The organism is Pedobacter sp. 22163, from assembly GCF_052045595.1.
Taxonomy (GTDB): domain Bacteria; phylum Bacteroidota; class Bacteroidia; order Sphingobacteriales; family Sphingobacteriaceae; genus Pedobacter.
This window is the reverse complement of the sequence record NZ_JBQEPM010000007.1, coordinates 166,116-184,987: the sequence shown is the minus strand read 5'-3', so window position 1 is coordinate 184,987 and position 18,872 is coordinate 166,116. Positions and strand designations below refer to the sequence as shown.

Genomic DNA, 18,872 nt, shown 5'->3' with positions numbered 1-18,872 from the left:
CAAAACCTTATTTTTTGTCCTTACTTTTGTGTCATAATAGGTTTCACCTTAAACCTTACCCCTTATGCCTTCAACCTTGAAACATAGCAAACACGAAATCATTCCTTGCGAGCGATGTAACAGTGCTATTGAATGCAAGGCAAATTCGTATACCAAGTGCCAGTGCAGTGTAGTGCAGCTCAGCATTAACGAAGTACAGTACATCTCTGAGCTGTATGATGGCTGCCTGTGTGCCAAATGTTTATTCGAATTACAACGCGAATATAGAGAAGAAATTGGCGTATAACACTTTGTGATTTTGGTGTCTTTGTGGTTAAAATAATTTAAAAAGTAGGTTCTTGTACTTTCGGGTAGGTTCCAGTCCCGCTTTTCCCTTCTGCCACGATATAAAAATCATGGGCATTCGTGCAATCGGTTTAGCTTATTAAGGGTTCTGCTCTTTTCTGAGAGCGACTCATTTTTGCTCATCTTTCTTTCTTGCAATCTAAAACATGACCAAATAGTGTATCCCTTTGTGGTCAACTATAGAGGTCTAAAAAAGGCCACATTTTTTTGATTAATTGTAATTTATACAATTAAAATTTCTGCAACTATCTCAGTAAAACTAAATGGCTAGTTTTTAGGGTTTATAAGCATTCAGCTAGGCTATTCCGTAAAATGTCATCTGCAGATGACATTTCGCTCTAGATCGATCCTGAGCCATCTTTTAGGCCTTAAAATCAATAAAAAATAGTTTAAAAATAAGTGTTAAAAATGGTAACAAAGCACAGCGTTTGATATCTATATCGTGCTTGATAAATGGTTTATCAGGTTAAAAAAAATAGAAAATATAAAAGATTATGGAAGCGCTCATTTCTAATTACTGGTGGGTTTTGGTGGCACTGTTGTGCATAGTTTTATACAAATATATTTTACGTTTCTTATTCGGGATGGTCATCGTACCTGAAGATAGGATCGGGTTGATTACCAAAAAATTCGTGCTCTTTGGTTCCGATCGGGAGCTGCCCGATGGCCGCATCATCGCGGTTAAAGGAGAGGCCGGTTTCCAGGGGAAAACCTTAGCCCCTGGGTTGTATTTTGGGATGTGGTTTTGGCAGTACAGCGTAACAATGGAACAGTTTACCATTATTCCTGAAGGAAAAATCGGACTGATTATGGCCAAAGATGGTTCTGAAATTCCAACGGGAAATATCCTCGGACAGCGCGTAGAATCTGATAATTTTCAGGATGCGGTGAAGTTTCTCGAAAATGGCGGTCAGCGAGGTCGGCAAACGTCTTACATTACCTCGGGTTCTTATCGTATCAATACGATGCTGTTTCAGGTTTCGGTTACGGATATGATCCGCATTCAGGAAAGCATGGTGGGCATTGTAACCACTCTGGACGGATTACCGATTGAAGCGAACCAAATTGCCGGTAAATTGGTTGATGGCCACAACAATTTCCAGGATTTTGATGCCTTTATAAAACAAGGCGGTAACCGTGGTTTGCAGCCCCAGGTAATTTTGGCGGGCTCTTATAACCTCAATCCGTGGGCAATCCAATTGGAAGAAATCCCGATGACTGAAATCGCAATCGGTTATGTTGGTGTTGTAATCTCATTTATTGGTACTGATGGGAACGACTTAACCGGTGCCGATTTTAAACATGGTAATATCGTTGGCAAAGGCTCAAAAGGCGTTTGGTTGGAACCGCTTGGTCCGGGTAAATATCCGATTAACAAATACATTATGAAGGTAGAACTGGTGCCAACAACCAATTTGGTGTTAAACTGGGCATCGGCACGTAGTGAGGCACATAATCTGGATAAAAACCTATCAACCATTACCGTACGTTCTAAAGATGGTTTCCCCTTTAATTTAGATGTTGCACAGATTATCCACGTACCAACTACAGAAGCCCCTAAGGTAATTGCACGTTTTGGGAATATGGTGAATCTGGTTTCGCAGGTTTTAGAACCCACAATTGGCAACTATTTCCGCAACTCCGCGCAGGGAAGTGATGTGATTGCTTTTTTAAGTACCCGTAAAGAGCGTCAGGAATCGGCAAAAGAACATATCCGTAAAGTGCTTGATGAATATAACGTAAATGCGGTTGATACGCTGATCGGTGACATTGTTCCGCCAGAATCGTTAATGAAAACTTTGACAGATCGTAAAATTGCGGAAGAGCAAAAGGTTACTTACGAAACCCAAAAACAGGCACAGGAAACTCGTCAGGGAATGGAGAAAGAAACTGCGATTGCCGATATGCAGAAAGATATTGTAAAGGCACAACAAAGTGTCGAGATTGCCGAACGTACCGCAAGTGCAACTGTAAAAAAATCGGAAGGTGATGCGGCTGGTGTAAAACTCGCAGTAGGAGCAGAGGCTGAGGCCACTAAAATGAGGGCACATGCTGAGGCTGAAGCAACCAAGGCAAGAGCACAGGCCGATTCGGAAGCGATAAAGTTAAGGGCATCTGCGGAGGCTGAACAGATTTCGTTAACCGGTAGTGCCGAAGCAGGTAAAATCTTAGCGGTAGGTAAATCAACCGCTGAAGCTTACGAGCTTGCTGTGAAAGCTTTAGGCGGCGAAAACTTTACCCGTTACAAAATTACCGAGGAGTTATCAAAAGGTAATGTGAAACTGATCCCTGATGTATTAATTGGTGGTAGTGGAGGTAATCACGGCGGTTCAGCGATGGATGGTCTGTTGGGATTGAAGTTGATGGAGCTGATGGACCCAGCGCAACGCAAAGAAGTGGTAGCTGTTGCAGAAATTGTAGAAACAAAAGCCAAACCTAAAAAGGATAATATAAATCCTTAATTTGGTTTTAAAGTAAAACGGAAAGCCTCGATGAGAATCGGGGCTTTTTCATTATTAGCAATTGACTTGGGACGTTAGGTGGGTTAACGTCAATAGCTGTGAAAACCATGCCATCTAAACGGGATAGGAATGGCAGCCTCCGATTTAAGCACTTATCTTTGTTGTTTTATGGCATGCTTGCTTGTTTCACAGGTTTCATCGGAGCTATAATGGATGAGCCCGACTGACAGCCGTTTGAAATGCTGCCTTTGCTTTTCCGAAAAACAGAAAAACAATTACATTATTATGCCGTTCTACTTTTAAACAAAATAGTAACTTTGCAGCCAGATTTAGAATGATAGAATTTTGAATGATTGAATGGCTTAATAATTCATTCATTCCATCATTCTTGCATCCAATAATTTAGAAACATGAAGAAAGTAAAAGTTGGCTTAGTGCAAATGAGTTGTACTAAAGATAAACAAGAGAATTTAGATAAAGCGATTGCTAAAGTAAGGGAAGCAGCTGCAAAAGGTGCACAAATTGTGTGTTTGCAAGAGCTTTTTACTTCTTTGTATTTCTGCGATGTTGAAGATTACGACAATTTCGATTTAGCTGAAGCTATCCCAGGACCATCTACTGATGCTTTGCAAGTGGTAGCTAAAGAATTGGGTGTGGTAATTATCGCTTCTTTGTTTGAAAAACGTGCTGAAGGTTTATACCACAATACAACTGCAGTTTTAGATGCTGATGGTTCATATTTAGGTAAATACCGTAAAATGCATATTCCTGATGATCCGGCTTACTATGAAAAGTTTTATTTCACCCCTGGCGACTTAGGCTACAAGGTTTTTCAAACCAAGTTTGCTAAAATTGGTATTCTGATCTGTTGGGATCAATGGTATCCCGAAGCTTCACGTATTACAGCGTTAATGGGTGCAGATATCATGTTTTATCCAACTGCAATTGGCTGGGCTACCGATCAGGACGAAGAAACCAACCAAGATCAATACAATGCCTGGCAAACCATCCAACGTTCACATGCGGTTGCAAACGGTGTGCCTGTAGTGAGTGTAAACCGCGTAGGCTTTGAGCAAGATGGCGCCATGAAATTCTGGGGTGGAAGTTTCGCCACAAACGCACAAGGCAAAATGCTTTATTTAGGTTCTCACGATCAGGAAGAAACCGCGGTAGTTGAACTGGATTTATCAGAATCTGATTTCTTCCGTAAACACTGGCCTTTTTTAAGAGACAGAAGAATTGATTCTTATCAGCCGATTACAAAAAGGTATATTGACGGGGATTAAGCAGTAAGGTTAAAGACCAAAGCTTAAAGCGAAAACCCATAATAAAAATCCATGGTTCGTGTCCTCACGGACCATTCATTTTATAAATTAAAATTAGATGTCAAACTTTCCTCCAAGAAAAGATTTAAATATCAATCAGTTCGATTATTCACCGAAGAAGCAAGGTTATACTTTCCCTGCCGAGTGGGCTAAACATGAGGCAACCTGGTTAAGCTGGCCGCATAAAGAGGAGAGCTGGCCTGGGAAAATCGAAACCATTTACGAACCATATTCCCAGTTTATCAAAGCTGTTGCCGAAGGGGAAAAAGTACGCATCAATGTGAAAGATGAAGAAATGAAGGCCTTTGCTGTTTCTGAATTAACAAAAGTAGATGCCGACTTAAGTCAGATCGAATTTTATTTTAATGAAACCAACGATGCCTGGTGCCGCGATCACGGTCCTGCGTTTTTGCTGAAAGGAAATGAGAAAGCGGTCGTAGATTGGGGTTATAATGCCTGGGGTGGAAAATACCCACCGTTTGACCTTGATGATGTGGTTCCGACAAAAATTGCCAAACATTTCGATTTGCCTTTGTTTACACCAGATATTGTGATGGAAGGAGGTTCAGTAGAATTTAATGGCGCTGGAACGGTTTTAACCACCACTGCTTGTTTATTGAACGAAAACCGTAATCCGCATTTAAGCAAAGAGCAGATTGAAAAATATTTGCTAGAATATTATGGTCAAGATCAGGTATTATGGTTAGGGGATGGAATTGTTGGCGACGATACAGACGGCCACATTGATGATATTACGCGTTTTGTAAACGAGGATACGGTTTTGACTGTTATAGAAAGCAATCCGCTGGATGAAAACTATATCTTATTACAAGAGAATCTAGAGGCCTTAAAAGCCATGAAGCTGAAAGATGGCAGATCATTGAATATTGTTCAGTTGCCTATGCCATCGCCGGTTATTCATGAAGATACCCGTTTACCTGCATCTTATGCAAATTTTTACATTGCTAATGCCGCGGTAATTGTGCCAATTTTTGATGACGTAAACGATGAAAAAGCACTCGAAATTATTAAAGGCTGTTTCCCTGATCGCAAAGTGATCGGCATCAATTCGGTTGATATTATTTGGGGATTGGGAAGTTTTCATTGTCTGAGCCAGCAGGAACCCACCCCCCTAACCCCCTGAAGGGGGAACACCTATTGTGTTAAACAATTCACAATTAATATTAACTTTACCAAAATTAAATTTTTTATACATTATATAAAAGTCCCCTTTAGGGGATTTAGGGGTTATGAAATTATTAGAAGGAAAAACAGCATTAATTACAGGCGCATCTAAAGGAATCGGTCGTAAAATAGCTGAAAAATTTGCCGAGCAGGGCGCTAATGTAGCTTTTACGTATTTATCATCAGTAGAAAAAGGCGAAGCTTTAGAACAAGAATTGCAAAGCTTTGGAACAAAAGTTAAAGGTTATCGTTCTGATGCTTCTAAATTTGCTGAAGCTGAACAATTGATCAACGATATCGTAGCTGAATTTGGTACCATTGATATCGTGGTAAACAATGCAGGTATTACCAAAGATGGTTTATTGATGCGTATGAGCGAAGAAAACTGGGATGATGTGATCAATATTAATCTAAAATCGATTTTCAACGTAACCAAGGCAGCTTCTAAAGTAATGATGAAAGCCCGTAAAGGTGTTTTTATTAATATGGGTTCTATTGTGGGTACTACAGGTAATGCCGGTCAAGCCAATTACGCTGCATCCAAAGCTGGTATCATCGGTTTTACCAAGTCAATCGCTAAAGAATTAGGTTCGAGAAATATCCGAGCAAATGTTGTTGCACCAGGATTTATCCGTACCGAAATGACAGATATTCTTGATCCGAAAGTTGTTGAAGGATGGGAAAAAGATATTCCATTAAAACGTGCCGGAGAAACTGAAGATATTGCCAATGTTTGCGTATTCTTAGCCTCAGATATGAGTGCTTACGTAACTGGCCAAACTTTATCTGTTTGCGGCGGGATGCTGTAAGAGAGGTAGAGGGTTAAAAGGTTTAGGGTAGAGGGTTTCTTTCCAAAGCCATAAAAATATTAAGAAGTCGAGTTTTTAAAACTTGACTTCTTTTGTTACTTCACAACATATTTTCCTTTTACCTCACTTACGTTAGCTTGGTTTTTATTTTTCTCAAATGCTAAATATCCTGGCTGCAACGATTTCCAAAAACTGGCCTGTGTAGGGAATTGAGTAATATATTTCTTCATATTACCATCTGTCATTTTAAAAGGATAGATGGTAACAGGAATCTTTTCCTGGCCCGAATTTCTGGCCTCAACCCCTAAAATATAAACTTCTTTAATTTTTTCGTCGGTTAATGGAATGCATCCAACAGTAACGCAATTGCCGTGGATGTAAATATCGCTTCCGGGTTTTCTACCCTTTCCAGTTCGGGCATAATCTACGGCGTTTGGATAATTTACGCCTAATGATAGGTGAAAATTACTCATTGGGTTAAAAACATTGATGTAATAAAAACCCTCAGGTGTTTGCCCATCTCCTTCAATCACTTTTGGGCCAATGGTGCCAGAATGTGCACAGAAATCATATGTTCTAAACAACGAATATGTTCTAGCAGAATTGTTCTTTAACCATACTTCCAGTTTTCCTTCTGTTTTGTAGGCATTGATTACCATAGAAAATCGATCGCCATAGCCACCTGCCAGAACAAATTTTCTCAATGTTTCCCATTTTTCATTGTAGGCCTTTTCTACTCTTTCGAATTTAATTTGAGTGGCTTTAAAATTATTTTGGGCATTTACCATAAGGCTTAGAGACACTAGAAACGTTAAACAGATTAATTTCATAAATTTTGATTTGGTTAAAGCTAATGAATTTATAATTTTTTACCGCAAAGGCCGCGGAGATTTCCTTATTACCTTAACGCAAAGAGCGCTAAGTTTAGATAATTGCAGGATGCACATCGTCTTAGCGATACTTTGCGTAAATTCTTTGTGTGCTTTGCGGTTAAAAATCTTGAAAATTTCCTCAAAATTACCATCTTTATAAAAGTATGAACAGTTTTTTTTCGGGTACATCTATTTTGTTTTTTCTCGGTTGCCTGGCGTTGGGCGTGCTGTATGCCTGGTTGCTGTATCGTGGCAACAAAAATTTGGATAAAAAACTTCAGTATGGCTTAACTACCCTGCGGATTATCGTAGTTACTACCATTGCGTGGTTAATATTTGCACCGCTCATCAAAACATTAAATTATACTTTAGATAAACCCGTAATCATTATCGGACAAGATAATTCTCTTTCCGTAGGTCAGGTTAAGGCAGCAGGTTTCGACCAAAAATTATATGAAAATAATCTTAGAGCTTTACAAGATAAACTATCAGACAAGTATGAGGTAAAAACGCTTCACTTTGGTGATCAGGTTGCAGATGGTTTCGATTTTAAAAATCAGGGTAAATTAACAGATGCCTCGGCTTTTTTTCAGAAAGTTAGAGATGAATATACCAATAGAAATGTTGGCGCCATTATTTTAGCCACCGATGGGATTTTTAATCGCGGTGGAAACCCGCTGTACAGCGTAAATCAGATTAATGCACCGGTTTATGCCATTGCCTTGGGCGATAGTATCCCAAAGCGCGATATCTTAATTTCGAACGTAAATTACAATAACATTGTGTACCTGGATGACGATTTTACAATCGAAGTTCAGGTTCAGGCTTTTCAAAGTGATGGCGAAAGCACTTCTTTAACGGTTAGCCAAAATGGTGCAAAGGTAGAACAGCAAAACATATCGGTTAATGGAGGCTCTTTTGTTAAAACGATCCCTGTCAAGATTCATGCGGGTAAAATTGGTGTTCAGAAATATACCGTTCAGCTCGCGGCACTGAAAAATGAAATTACTACCCGGAATAATATTCAAACTTTTTATGTCGAAGTTATTGACGGCAGGCAGAAAGTATTACTTGCAGCGGTGGCACCACACCCTGATTTGGGCGTGTTAAAAGAGGCAATTTCGCTCAATAAACACTACGAAGCTAAACTTGCACTTGCTGATGATTTAAATACAACAGATCCCTCTAAATTCGATTTAATCGTATTGTATCAATTACCTGATTTGCAGAATATTTCGTCAGCGTTTTTAAAGAAGTTAACTGGATTAAAGAAGCCAATCTGGTACATTTTGGGCGCACAGAGCAATACAAATGCTTTTAATCAAATGCAAAATCAGGTCAACCTGGGTTCTGCAAATGGTTCCATTCAGGAAGTGTATGCCGATTTTGACAATGGTTTTACGAGTTTCAACCTTACTGAAGAAGATAAAAAACAGTTTTCATCTTTCGATCCTTTGTTAAGTCCGTTTGGGAGGTTAACTGTAAATGCAGGCGCAACACCTGTTTTTAATCAACGTATAGGCAAAGTAAGCACACAGCAACCATTATTGTTCTTCGCGAATGAAAATGGCTTAAAGACAGGCTATTTGATGGGAGAAGGGCTTTGGAGATGGAAACTTTCAGAAGCTGAAAACGAAAGCAATCAACTGGTTTTAAACGATCTGATTTCTAAAACGGTTCAATACCTCTCTGTTAAAGATGATAAGAGAAGGTTTAAGGTGTTTACTTCAAAGTCTGCCTACGATGAAAATGAAACCATCCAGTTTAACGGCACCCTTTATAACGATAGCTATCAACCTGTAAATGAGTCGGAAGTTAATCTTCAGGTTAAAAATGAAGCGGGCAAAGTGTTTAACTATATTTTTTCTAAAACCGAAAATGCTTATCAGCTAGATGCGGGAACCATGCCTGCTGGGAATTATTCTTATCTCGCCAATACCGAGTTGGGTAGAAAGAAATTCACGGCTACAGGTAGTTTCTATGTAAATGCGTTGATTGCAGAATTTCAGCAAACAACAGCCAATCACCAGCTTTTAAATACCATATCTAAACAAAGTAATGGCAAGCTGTTTATGCCCGAAAACCTGCTCAAAATAGCTGATGAGATTGCTAAAAACGAAAATATTAATACCATCAGTTACGAAGACCGCAAATACGATGAATTGATTAGCATGAAATGGCTGTTCGGCTTAATTTTAATTTTGCTGGGAGTAGAGTGGTTTTTAAGAAAAAGAAATGGGGAACTTTAAGTTTAGCGGTTCTTTGTGCAGTCAGATGTTACCATCTGACTGATAGATTGTTTTGAAATTGAGTAAACCACAGTATTCAATTAATTTGAAAATGTCAGGTGGTAACACCTGACACCACGAAAAAGATTATATGGGATTAAGAAACAGAAGTTTATTTCTGGAGAAAAAATGTTTTTTCGTGACTACCAGTTGTTATAAACATTTAAAACTTCTCCAAACTGAAGCTTGCAAATTAGTAATTGCCAATAGTTTAAATTTCGTCGCTGCTAAATATAAAATTTCAATTCTTGGTTATGTAATCATGCCTAATCACTTTCATGTCTTATTCTATTTCAACGATGAAAATAAATTATCGGATAGTATGCGCGATTTGAAAAAGTTTTGCGCTTTTGAGATTCGAAAATGTCTAGAATCTAGCAAGAATTCAATGCTAAATTTAATAAGGATTGGGAATGGTAAGCAGGTCTTTAAAGTTTGGGAGGATAGGTTTGATGATGTCTGGATTGGTAACAAAGAGCTTCTTGAAATTAAATTGGAATATATTCATCAGAACCCGTTGCAATCTCATTGGAATTTGAGCGAGTATCCTGAAAATTATAAGTATAGCAGTGCTACTTTTTACTTAGGTACTCCGGATAATGTTGTTAAAATAATTGATTATAGAAATATTTTTGATTGATTGTATCCATTGATAGATGTGTAGTCAGATGTTACCATCTGACTGATAAATAATCCTTAAATTGGAGAATAATGGATGGTGTTCAAATAATTTGAAAGAGTCAGGTGGTAACACTTGACACCACAGAAATGGAGAATTCAGAGGATACTATCAAAATCACTGATTATAGAGATGTTTTTGAGTGATAGTCTTAGTTGGTGGCTGTGCAGTCAGATGTTACCATCTGACTGTGGAGTGAATATATAAAGTGAGATTAAACTCTCTTTTTGAATAGTTTTGAAAGTGTCAGATGGTAACATCTGACACCACGAAAAAGAAAACTTTAAACTGAAAATGCACCTAGTGCCATTCATCCCTGTAAACAAACTTGGGCATATGCCATTCGAAGCGGATAGAAAGTAATCTTAGGGCTAATCCAATAACAGCGGCTGTAATGGTAGCCAGCATCTCACTTCCATGAAAATGCTCTACGCCGATATAAACCGCGCCGGTAACTATCGCTGCGCTGGCATAAATCTCTTTTCTAAAAAGAAATGGAACTTCATTGCAGAGTACATCACGAAGTACCCCACCGGCACAACCCGTAATCATTCCGCTAAAAAGTACAATTAGATAAGGTAAATGGATTTCTTGTGCAACCTGACAGCCGATAATCGTGAAAACCACCAAACCTAAAGCATCAAGGTAAAGAAATAGCTTTTTGAGTTTAGTCATAATCGAGGCAATAAAAGCTGCAAGTAAGGCTGCTACTGCAGTAATTACCAAATATTCAGGATGTTCTACCCAGCTCATTGGATAATGGCCAAATAATACATTTCTAACTGTTCCACCGCCTAATGCCGTAACCCAGGCAATAATACAAACCCCAACCCAATCCATATCACGTCTGCCTGCAGAAAGTGCAGCAGTCATGGCTTCAGCGGTTATGGCGATAATGTAGAGAATGTGAAGCATTAAATAGGTTAACTGTTTGAATTGGTTAATCGGTTAACTGGAAATGGATTGTTCTATTGTTGAAATTGCTAACTTCAACCTGTTAACTGAATACTGCCAGCTGAAAACTAATCCTTCTTCTCTTCTTGAATAATTACGAAAACATCTTCATTGTCTTTTTTCATGAAATATTTTTCGCGGGCAAATTTTTCAGCCGTATTCAGATTGGTGTTCAGTTCGTTTAAATCTTTTTTAACCTGTGCGGTTTCTTTCTCGAAATATTCTTTTTCTTCCTGCAGTTTATTGGCCTGACTGCGGTACTCATACTGCGACATCATGTCGTTTTTGTCGAAAAATAGCATCCACATCGCAAAAGCGACAGTAGCAAGGAAATATTTATTGCGGAAAAGATCTATTAAACGTTTCATATATTTTGATATGAGATTTTAGATGTAAGATTTGAGAAAACCCGAATCCGACAAACAAATATAGGATTAAAATAAAAACATCCGAAGATTTAAAATCTCCGGATGTTCTGCAAATAAGTTTTTCAACTTGTTAACACCTCTCTGCCTTTGGCATCTCTCCTAAAGGAGAGAACAAGAAGTCCCCTTCAGGGGATTTAGGGGTTATTTCTTAGCGTATTTAAATTTTGAACCGATGAAACGAGCGTTTTCACCTAATTCTTCTTCAATACGTAATAATTGATTGTATTTAGCAATTCTGTCTGAACGTGATGCAGAACCAGTTTTAATCTGTCCGCAGTTTAATGCAACAGCTAAATCAGCAATCGTAACATCTTCAGTTTCGCCAGAACGGTGACTCATTACCGAAGTATAGCCACTGTTTTGAGCTAATGTTACCGCATTAATGGTTTCAGTTAAAGAACCGATCTGGTTTACTTTTACCAGGATTGAGTTAGCAGTAGCCTCATCAATACCACGTTGTAAACGCGTAACATTAGTTACAAATAAATCATCACCAACCAATTGAACATGGTCACCAATTTTATCGGTTAAGCTTTTCCAGCCATTCCAGTCGTTTTCATCCATACCATCTTCAATAGAGATAATTGGATATTTTGCAGAAAGATCAGCTAAATATTGTGCCTGCTCTTCGCTAGAACGAATTACCCCGGTAGCGCCTTCAAATTTGGTATAATCATATTTACCATCTTTGTAAAACTCAGATGAAGCACAATCTAAAGCTAAACAGATTTGAGAACCTGGTTTGTAACCAGCAGTTTCAATTGCTTTTAATACCGTTTCAATTGCATCTTCAGTACCATCAAAAGTTGGTGCAAAACCACCTTCGTCGCCTACTGCAGTAGATAAACCTCTATCGTGAAGAATTTTTTTCAAGCTATGGAAAACTTCAGTTCCCCAACGTAAAGCCTCAGAGAAAGAAGGTGCGCCAACAGGCATAATCATAAATTCCTGGAAAGCGATAGGTGCATCAGAGTGAGAACCACCGTTAATGATGTTCATCATCGGAATTGGTAAAGTGTTTGCGTTAACACCACCAATGTAACGGTATAATGGCTGACCGATTTCATCTGCAGCAGCTTTAGCAGCAGCCAAAGAAACACCTAAAATTGCGTTAGCACCTAAGTTACCTTTGTTTTCGGTACCATCTAGGTCTAACATGATTTTATCAATTGTATTTTGCTCAAAAACATCAGTACCTCTTAATGCATCAGCAATTTTAGTATTTACATTTTCTACAGCTTTTAAAACACCTTTACCTAAATATGTAGATTTATCTCCATCACGTAATTCAACAGCCTCATATTGTCCAGTAGATGCACCGCTTGGTACAGCTGCACGGCCAAAAGCACCTGCTTCTGTTACAACTTCTACTTCTACTGTTGGATTGCCTCTCGAATCGAGAATTTGTCTGGCATGGACATTAACGATTATGCTCATTTTTATTTGATTTTTTATTGATTTTTTAACCTGCTTAGTGTATAAAGTACAATTACTAAGCGCAACATCAAAGTTAGTATTATTTTTAAATAAATAAAGCGTTTTAAGGGTTAATGTTACTATAGTTGTTCAAGTTAACCAGCGGTTAATTTTAATTTAATATTAGCTATCTGTAATGCCGGATGAATGTCGTCATCTTGACTGAAGTGCAGCGAAATGGAGAGATCAACCTACAGTATCATGCCGATAGGTTTCTCCTCCGAAGGAGTTTCTTTGGAACACTGCGGTCGAAATGGTTATTTTTTAGCCTCAGCCAAAAGTTCAGAATTGAGACGTACATATTCATCAACCTTTTGTGCCTTTGCAGCATCTATGCCTTGTTGTGCAGTAGCTGATGCTCCCGCTTTATCGCCCATTTTTAGTTGGATACGGCCTTTCCATAGTTTAAACCAGGGTGCTTTAGGATCTGATTTTTCTGCTTCCGTCATCCATTCTAAAGCTGTTTTTAAATCTTTTCCATTTTGATAATAATACAATGCCGAATTAAAGTAAGGTTTCTTTTCGTCCTTCATCGCTTCTGCAATATTTGCCATTACTTTCTCATCAATAGAAGTTGTAATATTGATTGAATACGCACTATTCTCCCACATCATATTTAACTGCGCAGAAGTTTCGCTAACAGCCGAAAACTGCATGCTAAGGGTTTCTACTTTATCTTTTAAAGCTGTTGTTTTTACTTTTACACGAAGCACATCATCACTTTCCTTATATTCGTAAGCACCCCATTGATCGGGCGTTTTACTAAAAATAATCGTCCATTCGTTTTTGCCTGGGATGCTGAACAGGCCATATTCGCCCGCAGGCAGATCTTTGCCTTCAATTTTAACGGCATCAGTAAATTTAATACGCGTGGCTGCATTTGCCCCGTTACGCCAAACTACGCCCATTGGCTCCATACCGCCAAAAATTTTACGGCCCTTAACATTCGGGCGAGAGTAGGTTAACGTTATTTTGCCTAATCCAAAATCCTGGATAATAGTTTGTCCGCTGCTCGGTTGTGGAAACTTGGCTCCCTGAGCATTTGCGAAATCTGCTGCACCTAAAAGTGCAACAAACAGCACTACTGATTTGATCGATAATTTCATTGTTTTGTTGTTTTTGGTTTGCACGAATTTACGCAATAAGCTTCGGGTTTAACAAAATGTTTTAATTCTGTTCGTTGTTTAACTGATGTTTCCTAAATCCAAAAATGAATTCATCAAAATATTCGCCATTTTTAAAAATAGTATCTTTTAGCGCTGCCTCGAAAATAAAGCCCGATTTCTTTAAAACCTGCTGCGAGGCCAGGTTCGTATGTGTAGTCCGTGCGAAAATTCTGTCAATATCGAAGGTGTCGAAACCATATTTAAGCATTTCTTTTATGGCAAACGGAACAATGCCTTTACCCCAATAATCTTCAGCAATCCAATAACCCATTTCTGCACTTTTGCTGTAAATATCGGCCAATTGATGCACACCAATCGATCCAATTACTTCATCGTTTAACACAATGGCCTTGATTTGTAAGGGATCATGACTCAGTGCGAGTTGAATAAAAGCTTCGCCATCTTTTTTCTCGTAAGGAAAAGGAAATTTATTGGTTAAATATTTCGAAATATTGAAATTGTTGGCATGTTTAACTAAACTTTCAACATCACTTGGTTGGTAAGGGCGTAAAATTAATTGCATTGCGTATGATTTTATCAAGATGAATGTGCTTTGTAACTTTTCATTAAAACTAAAGTCAGAAACAAAATGCTTTTATGTTACACTTCAATCAATTTGAAAAATCTTATTTCAATCATCTTGTTTTAAAGATAGATAATATTAAAATTCCCGAAGGCATTTTCTGGATAAAAGGAGGTAACGGCTCGGGGAAAAGTACCCTGTTGAAAGCAATTGCAGGAATATTGTCTTTCGAAGGTGATATTGCAATAAGTACTATTTATTTAAAAGATCATGGTGTTTCCTATAGAAAACTTGTAAATTTTGCCGAGGCCGAACCATTGTACCCCGAATTTTTAACAGGATTTGAAATGGTTGATCTTTTCGCTAAAGCCAAGGGAGCTGTTTCTGATCAGGAAAAGACCTTAATTGCTGAAATGGGTATGGAGCCTTACATTCATAATCAGTTGGGTTCATATTCCAGTGGCATGTTAAAAAAGTTGTCGTTGGTTTTGGCTTTTTTAGGACAGCCTAAATTGATCTTATTAGACGAGCCTTTAAATACGATCGATGTAGAATCGTTGGAAATATTATATCGCTGGATTAATGAAAAGTGCCAAAATGAAAAAATCAGTTTTTTACTGTCCTCACATCAGCCATTAGACAAATTAAAACTGCCTGGACTTAAACAGATCAATATTCAAGGTAAAAAAATTATACTGAATTTTTAATGTCGTTGCTTTCAAACACTGCCTTAAAGAAAATATTTGTTGATGGATTTTATCGTACCCATGCAGCTATATTGGTATTCCTCTTTATGATATTAGTGAGTTATTGTTTGTTTATCAATACCCTGGGCACGGTTCGGCCAGACCAGATTGATTTCTGGCAGTTTTTCTTTACCATTAGTTTGGTGAGTAATCCACTTATTTTAACTTTTTACCTGATAGGAAGCTCGCTTTATGCTTACAAAAGCTTAAAATATGTCTTAGGCCAGCTTGCTTTGCCCCAACAAGAGTTTCTGTACTATAGTTTCACCGCATTTAGCAAAAAACAACAGCTTAAAAATTGGTTTACTGTACAGGCATATATTTTTATCCCTGTTTTAAGTTATACGCTATATGCATTAATTATTGGACTATTATTTGGGTTCTACCTTATTTCAATAGGGATTTTGCTTTTTCAGGGGCTTCTGATTATGGCTTGTGCTTATACCTGCCTAAAAGAAAATAACCGTTTAATTGAGGCCAATAAACCAAGTTTGTTGATCAGGATTAGTAGAAAATGGAACAAACCTGTTTTTTTGCTATATAGTTTTCAGGTGTTCAATCAATGGAAGCTGGCCTACGCGCTTACCAAATTGCTTTCGTGGGTATTAATTTCGAGTGTGTTGGTAGTTTTTGCTGATCTTAAAGATGATTCAAGATTATTGATGCTCGTTACCTCCTGTATTGTTGTGGCACATGTGGTGCTCATTTACCAGGAGAAGGTTTTTAATAATAAATACTTGTCTTTCTTGCCAAATTTTCCTTTTACTAAAGAGAAAGTATTTTTTAGTTATTGTTTAAACTATCTCGTTTTATTACTGCCCGAAATCTGTTGGATATTTACCAACTTCGGTATTTTAACATCGTTTGGGTTAATCACATTTGCCTTTTCTGCGATTCTGTTATTTAGAAGCCTGCTTTTGTTAAATGCGATACAGATTAAAGGATTTTTGATATGGGTTTTTAGCCTATTTTTCCTTTTTTATGTGTTTATTATGTTTGGCTTCGGGTTAATCCTTATTCCGTTGAATGTTATTGTCGCCTGGATAGTGTTTGGGAGGAATTATTTAAATAACAGTATTTTGTGTTGATGTTATTTCTGCCTTAAATATTCGAAAACAAAAAGTTTAACCTGGCAAGCTCTGTTTTTATCTGATTCATACCGATTAAACCTCCAGACATACCACTCGACTGCTGAAAAACATTTACAGTAAGTTCGTTTTCAGCATTTGGTGACATGATTACACTGAATTTATAGTATGTTGCAAATGCGCCTAATAAAAGCCGTTTTGTTCGGCTCCCTTTCTCTAGAATTAAATTTCCATATTGATGGTCAAAAACTTTATAGCCTTGTTGTTCCATAAGACCGGTAATTTTTTTAGTCATTTCTTCAATAGAAACATCTTTATATAAATTCGAAATCAATCCATCAACAGTTTGCATGTTTTTTATAAAATGTGTCATATTTTATATCAGTTAATTTTATTTGAGTTCATCTAATACCTTAAATAATTTTTTGTTAATCCCGCTTCCGCTATAATTATTGATATTAATAACGATTACATATTTATTGCCTGCAGCATCAGTATGATAGCCTGCAAATGCCGAAACATCATTTATCGTTCCGCTTTTAATTTTCATACCGTTGTACTCGGGTAAGGCCTTATAATAATCTTCGAACCAGTTTTCTTTCTGGATCTGGAAAAGTATATTCGCCATTGCCGAGGTGGTTATTCTATCTCCTGGAGAAAGTCCACTACCATCAATAATATTCAATGCCGTTCTATCAATGCCTTTATCGGCCCAGAAATTGATTTCGGTTTCTGCTCCTTTACTTGTTGTACCTGCCTTACCTGATTTTATCGCAATGGTTTTTAAAAGTGATTCGCCATATAAATTAATACTTTTCTTTAAAAACCAATAGGTGATCTCACTTAAGTTAGGCGAACTGATGGTGCTTATTTTCTGTGTAACCGAAGGGATGACCTGATTGTTCAAGGTCATTAATCTTGCCGTTGTGGCTTGCTGACCTGTCGAAATACCCAATCTTTTCAATGTATCCTGTAAACGGTAAGCGCAATCAAAAGCAGGGTCGGGGAGGGCTACAGAAATGCCTGTTTTGGCAATGCCTATTCCCCAGCTTCCACGGAGGTAAGCAACATTACTGTAAGGTGGAAGAAAAGCATAACTTCTATCACCAGAACCCGGACTTCCGGTTTTTAGTTCATTTATGATCTGCACATAAGGTGTTGCAGGAACTGTTTTTACTGCCTTAACTTCATCTGCTGTACTACTTCCAGGCTTCAAATGAATATCAAATTGATTTTCACGCCAGGCTAAGCCAGAAGTCCCGGCACCATAGTAATTGCCAATATCCTGCCAAACCCAACCCTCAGGTGTTGTTTGTGTGCCAAAAATGCGATCATCGCCAATTATTGTGCCTTCAATTTTTTTGATCCCTGCAGATTTTATCGCAGCAACCCATTGTGTTAAAACAGCATTCTCTTTGTTTTGATATCGCCAGGAGCCCAAAGTCGGATCACCACTGCCAATAATGATTATGTTTCCTTTTAATATTCCATCTGCAGTAATTGTTCCGGTATAGGCCAATGTGGTTTGGAACTGAAAATCCTTTCCTAAAATACTGAATGCCGTGGCTGCAGTTATGGTTTTTAAGGTTGAAGCTGTAGCCAGGCCGATTTGCTCATTTTTGGCATAAAGCGTTTTACCTGTATTGGCATCTAAAACGCAAAGTGAAGCAATGGCATGTTTTGTCTGCTCATCATTTAATAAATTATTGAAGGCCTTTTCGAGGTTTTGAATTCGATTTTGAGCAATTGTAATGTTTGCAGCAAAAATTAAAAGCAATAGGGAATATATTTTTATTCGCATAGATATTTTATCCGTTGAAGATTAACAAAGATAAAATTAAAAGGCTAATCACTAATTTATATATAATTTAGTGATTATGATCTCTAAATTTATGTTTTTTAATTTAGTACAGTTTAGCCGTTAAACAGTTTATTGCGTTTAATTTCCTTCCCCTGTCTCAATTTTACTGCATGATAAATGGTTGGTACATCGTTGGTCCATTTTTTTAGCGTGAAAACGATGGCAAGTATTTCTATTCGGGTTACCAATCCGAGCCAAAAGCAAATTTCAAATAATACAACCGATTCGCAATGCACTATAATTTCGACCAAAGTGGCGAATATAGTCAACGTCCAGATTTTAGCGCCGATAGAATGTGTAGCGATTTCTTTTCTGAATTTGATATAGCTTAATGCATAGGTTGAAGCTTCGAAAGCACCAAGGACAATCAGTTTTACCAGGTTGACTCTGAAAAAATCGGGACATTGGATATAAGTAGCAACCGCAACGGAGATAAAAAATACCTGATCGATGCCAGAGTCTAAACGGCGTAATTTTTCAGAAGAGATATTTAGTTTTCTGGCTATTATTCCATCAAATACATCTGTTAATAAACCGATCGATAATAATGTGATTGCAAGAAAAGAATAATGATTGACGTGGAAAAAGCTTAATAGAATTATGATAAAACCAATCAGTAACCTGGAATATATTAAAGCGATTGGAATATGTTTCATGGTGGAGCG

18 protein-coding genes are annotated in these 18,872 nt (G+C 37.8%); 9 read left to right on the top strand and 9 right to left on the bottom strand.

Annotated elements, in window-relative coordinates; all coding sequences use genetic code 11:
- The first annotated feature begins 64 nt into the window (after positions 1 to 64).
- The 5 genes from ACTJKN_RS18875 to fabG all read left to right on the top strand — a co-directional run bounded on the left by ACTJKN_RS18875 (position 65) and on the right by fabG (position 6,126).
- Positions 65 to 286, top strand: coding sequence for a cysteine-rich CWC family protein (locus ACTJKN_RS18875; RefSeq protein ID WP_440827287.1), 222 nt, complete (start codon positions 65 to 67; stop codon positions 284 to 286).
- Positions 287 to 839: 553 nt separating this feature from the next.
- Positions 840 to 2,807: an SPFH domain-containing protein gene (locus ACTJKN_RS18870; RefSeq protein ID WP_230149667.1), complete on the top strand. Its 1,968-nt coding sequence runs from the start codon at positions 840 to 842 to the stop codon at positions 2,805 to 2,807.
- 410 nt (positions 2,808 to 3,217) lie between these two features.
- On the top strand, positions 3,218 to 4,093 hold the full coding sequence (locus tag ACTJKN_RS18865) for a carbon-nitrogen hydrolase (RefSeq protein ID WP_440827286.1): 876 nt from the start codon (positions 3,218 to 3,220) through the stop codon (positions 4,091 to 4,093).
- Between the two features lie 97 nt (positions 4,094 to 4,190).
- On the top strand, positions 4,191 to 5,276 hold the full coding sequence (locus ACTJKN_RS18860; RefSeq protein WP_440827285.1) for an agmatine deiminase family protein: 1,086 nt from the start codon (positions 4,191 to 4,193) through the stop codon (positions 5,274 to 5,276).
- Positions 5,277 to 5,382: 106 nt separating this feature from the next.
- The gene (fabG, locus tag ACTJKN_RS18855; protein ID WP_057933957.1) at positions 5,383 to 6,126 is read left to right on the top strand and encodes a 3-oxoacyl-[acyl-carrier-protein] reductase; all 744 of its coding nucleotides are present in this window, start codon (positions 5,383 to 5,385) and stop codon (positions 6,124 to 6,126) included.
- Between the two features lie 95 nt (positions 6,127 to 6,221).
- Here the strand turns inward: fabG and ACTJKN_RS18850 are convergent, their stop codons facing one another.
- Positions 6,222 to 6,929, bottom strand: coding sequence for a L,D-transpeptidase family protein (locus ACTJKN_RS18850; RefSeq protein WP_440827284.1), 708 nt, complete (start codon positions 6,927 to 6,929; stop codon positions 6,222 to 6,224).
- Between the two features lie 233 nt (positions 6,930 to 7,162).
- On the opposite strand from ACTJKN_RS18850, the gene ACTJKN_RS18845 reads away from it, so the two are divergent.
- Together ACTJKN_RS18845 and ACTJKN_RS18840 are read left to right on the top strand one after the other, a co-directional pair.
- Positions 7,163 to 9,247 (top strand): hypothetical protein, encoded by a 2,085-nt coding sequence (locus ACTJKN_RS18845; RefSeq protein WP_440827283.1) that lies wholly within the window; start codon positions 7,163 to 7,165, stop codon positions 9,245 to 9,247.
- Between the two features lie 130 nt (positions 9,248 to 9,377).
- Positions 9,378 to 9,926 (top strand): REP-associated tyrosine transposase, encoded by a 549-nt coding sequence (locus ACTJKN_RS18840; RefSeq protein ID WP_440827282.1) that lies wholly within the window; start codon positions 9,378 to 9,380, stop codon positions 9,924 to 9,926.
- 339 nt (positions 9,927 to 10,265) lie between these two features.
- Here ACTJKN_RS18840 and ACTJKN_RS18835 read toward each other — a convergent pair whose 3' ends face one another.
- The 5 genes from ACTJKN_RS18835 to ACTJKN_RS18815 all read right to left on the bottom strand — a co-directional run bounded on the left by ACTJKN_RS18835 (position 10,266) and on the right by ACTJKN_RS18815 (position 14,512).
- Positions 10,266 to 10,880 (bottom strand): trimeric intracellular cation channel family protein, encoded by a 615-nt coding sequence (locus tag ACTJKN_RS18835; RefSeq protein ID WP_440827281.1) that lies wholly within the window; start codon positions 10,878 to 10,880, stop codon positions 10,266 to 10,268.
- 107 nt (positions 10,881 to 10,987) lie between these two features.
- Entirely contained in the window at positions 10,988 to 11,287 is a 300-nt protein-coding gene (locus tag ACTJKN_RS18830; protein ID WP_025145767.1) for an FtsB family cell division protein, read from the bottom strand.
- A 201-nt stretch (positions 11,288 to 11,488) separates the two neighbouring features.
- Positions 11,489 to 12,784, bottom strand: a complete 1,296-nt coding sequence (gene eno, locus ACTJKN_RS18825; protein WP_440827280.1) for a phosphopyruvate hydratase — start codon at positions 12,782 to 12,784, stop codon at positions 11,489 to 11,491.
- A 296-nt stretch (positions 12,785 to 13,080) separates the two neighbouring features.
- Positions 13,081 to 13,929 (bottom strand): DUF2911 domain-containing protein, encoded by an 849-nt coding sequence (locus tag ACTJKN_RS18820; protein ID WP_440827279.1) that lies wholly within the window; start codon positions 13,927 to 13,929, stop codon positions 13,081 to 13,083.
- Positions 13,930 to 13,990: 61 nt separating this feature from the next.
- Positions 13,991 to 14,512: a GNAT family N-acetyltransferase gene (locus tag ACTJKN_RS18815; RefSeq protein WP_440827278.1), complete on the bottom strand. Its 522-nt coding sequence runs from the start codon at positions 14,510 to 14,512 to the stop codon at positions 13,991 to 13,993.
- A 74-nt stretch (positions 14,513 to 14,586) separates the two neighbouring features.
- Between ACTJKN_RS18815 and ACTJKN_RS18810 the strand changes: the two genes are divergently transcribed.
- Together ACTJKN_RS18810 and ACTJKN_RS18805 are read left to right on the top strand one after the other, a co-directional pair.
- Positions 14,587 to 15,219 (top strand): ABC transporter ATP-binding protein, encoded by a 633-nt coding sequence (locus ACTJKN_RS18810; RefSeq protein WP_440827277.1) that lies wholly within the window; start codon positions 14,587 to 14,589, stop codon positions 15,217 to 15,219.
- Entirely contained in the window at positions 15,219 to 16,346 is a 1,128-nt protein-coding gene (locus ACTJKN_RS18805) for a hypothetical protein (RefSeq protein WP_440827276.1), read from the top strand. Before ACTJKN_RS18810 ends, ACTJKN_RS18805 begins: the two co-directional genes overlap by 1 nt.
- A gap of 13 nt (positions 16,347 to 16,359) precedes the next feature.
- Here the strand turns inward: ACTJKN_RS18805 and ACTJKN_RS18800 are convergent, their stop codons facing one another.
- The 3 genes from ACTJKN_RS18800 to ACTJKN_RS18790 form a co-directional block, all read right to left on the bottom strand.
- Positions 16,360 to 16,719 (bottom strand): hypothetical protein, encoded by a 360-nt coding sequence (locus tag ACTJKN_RS18800; RefSeq protein WP_440827275.1) that lies wholly within the window; start codon positions 16,717 to 16,719, stop codon positions 16,360 to 16,362.
- Positions 16,720 to 16,737: 18 nt separating this feature from the next.
- Positions 16,738 to 18,147 (bottom strand): D-alanyl-D-alanine carboxypeptidase/D-alanyl-D-alanine endopeptidase, encoded by a 1,410-nt coding sequence (gene dacB / locus ACTJKN_RS18795; RefSeq protein WP_440827274.1) that lies wholly within the window; start codon positions 18,145 to 18,147, stop codon positions 16,738 to 16,740.
- A gap of 113 nt (positions 18,148 to 18,260) precedes the next feature.
- Entirely contained in the window at positions 18,261 to 18,863 is a 603-nt protein-coding gene (locus tag ACTJKN_RS18790; protein WP_440827273.1) for a CDP-alcohol phosphatidyltransferase family protein, read from the bottom strand.
- Between the last annotated feature and the right edge of the window lie 9 nt (positions 18,864 to 18,872).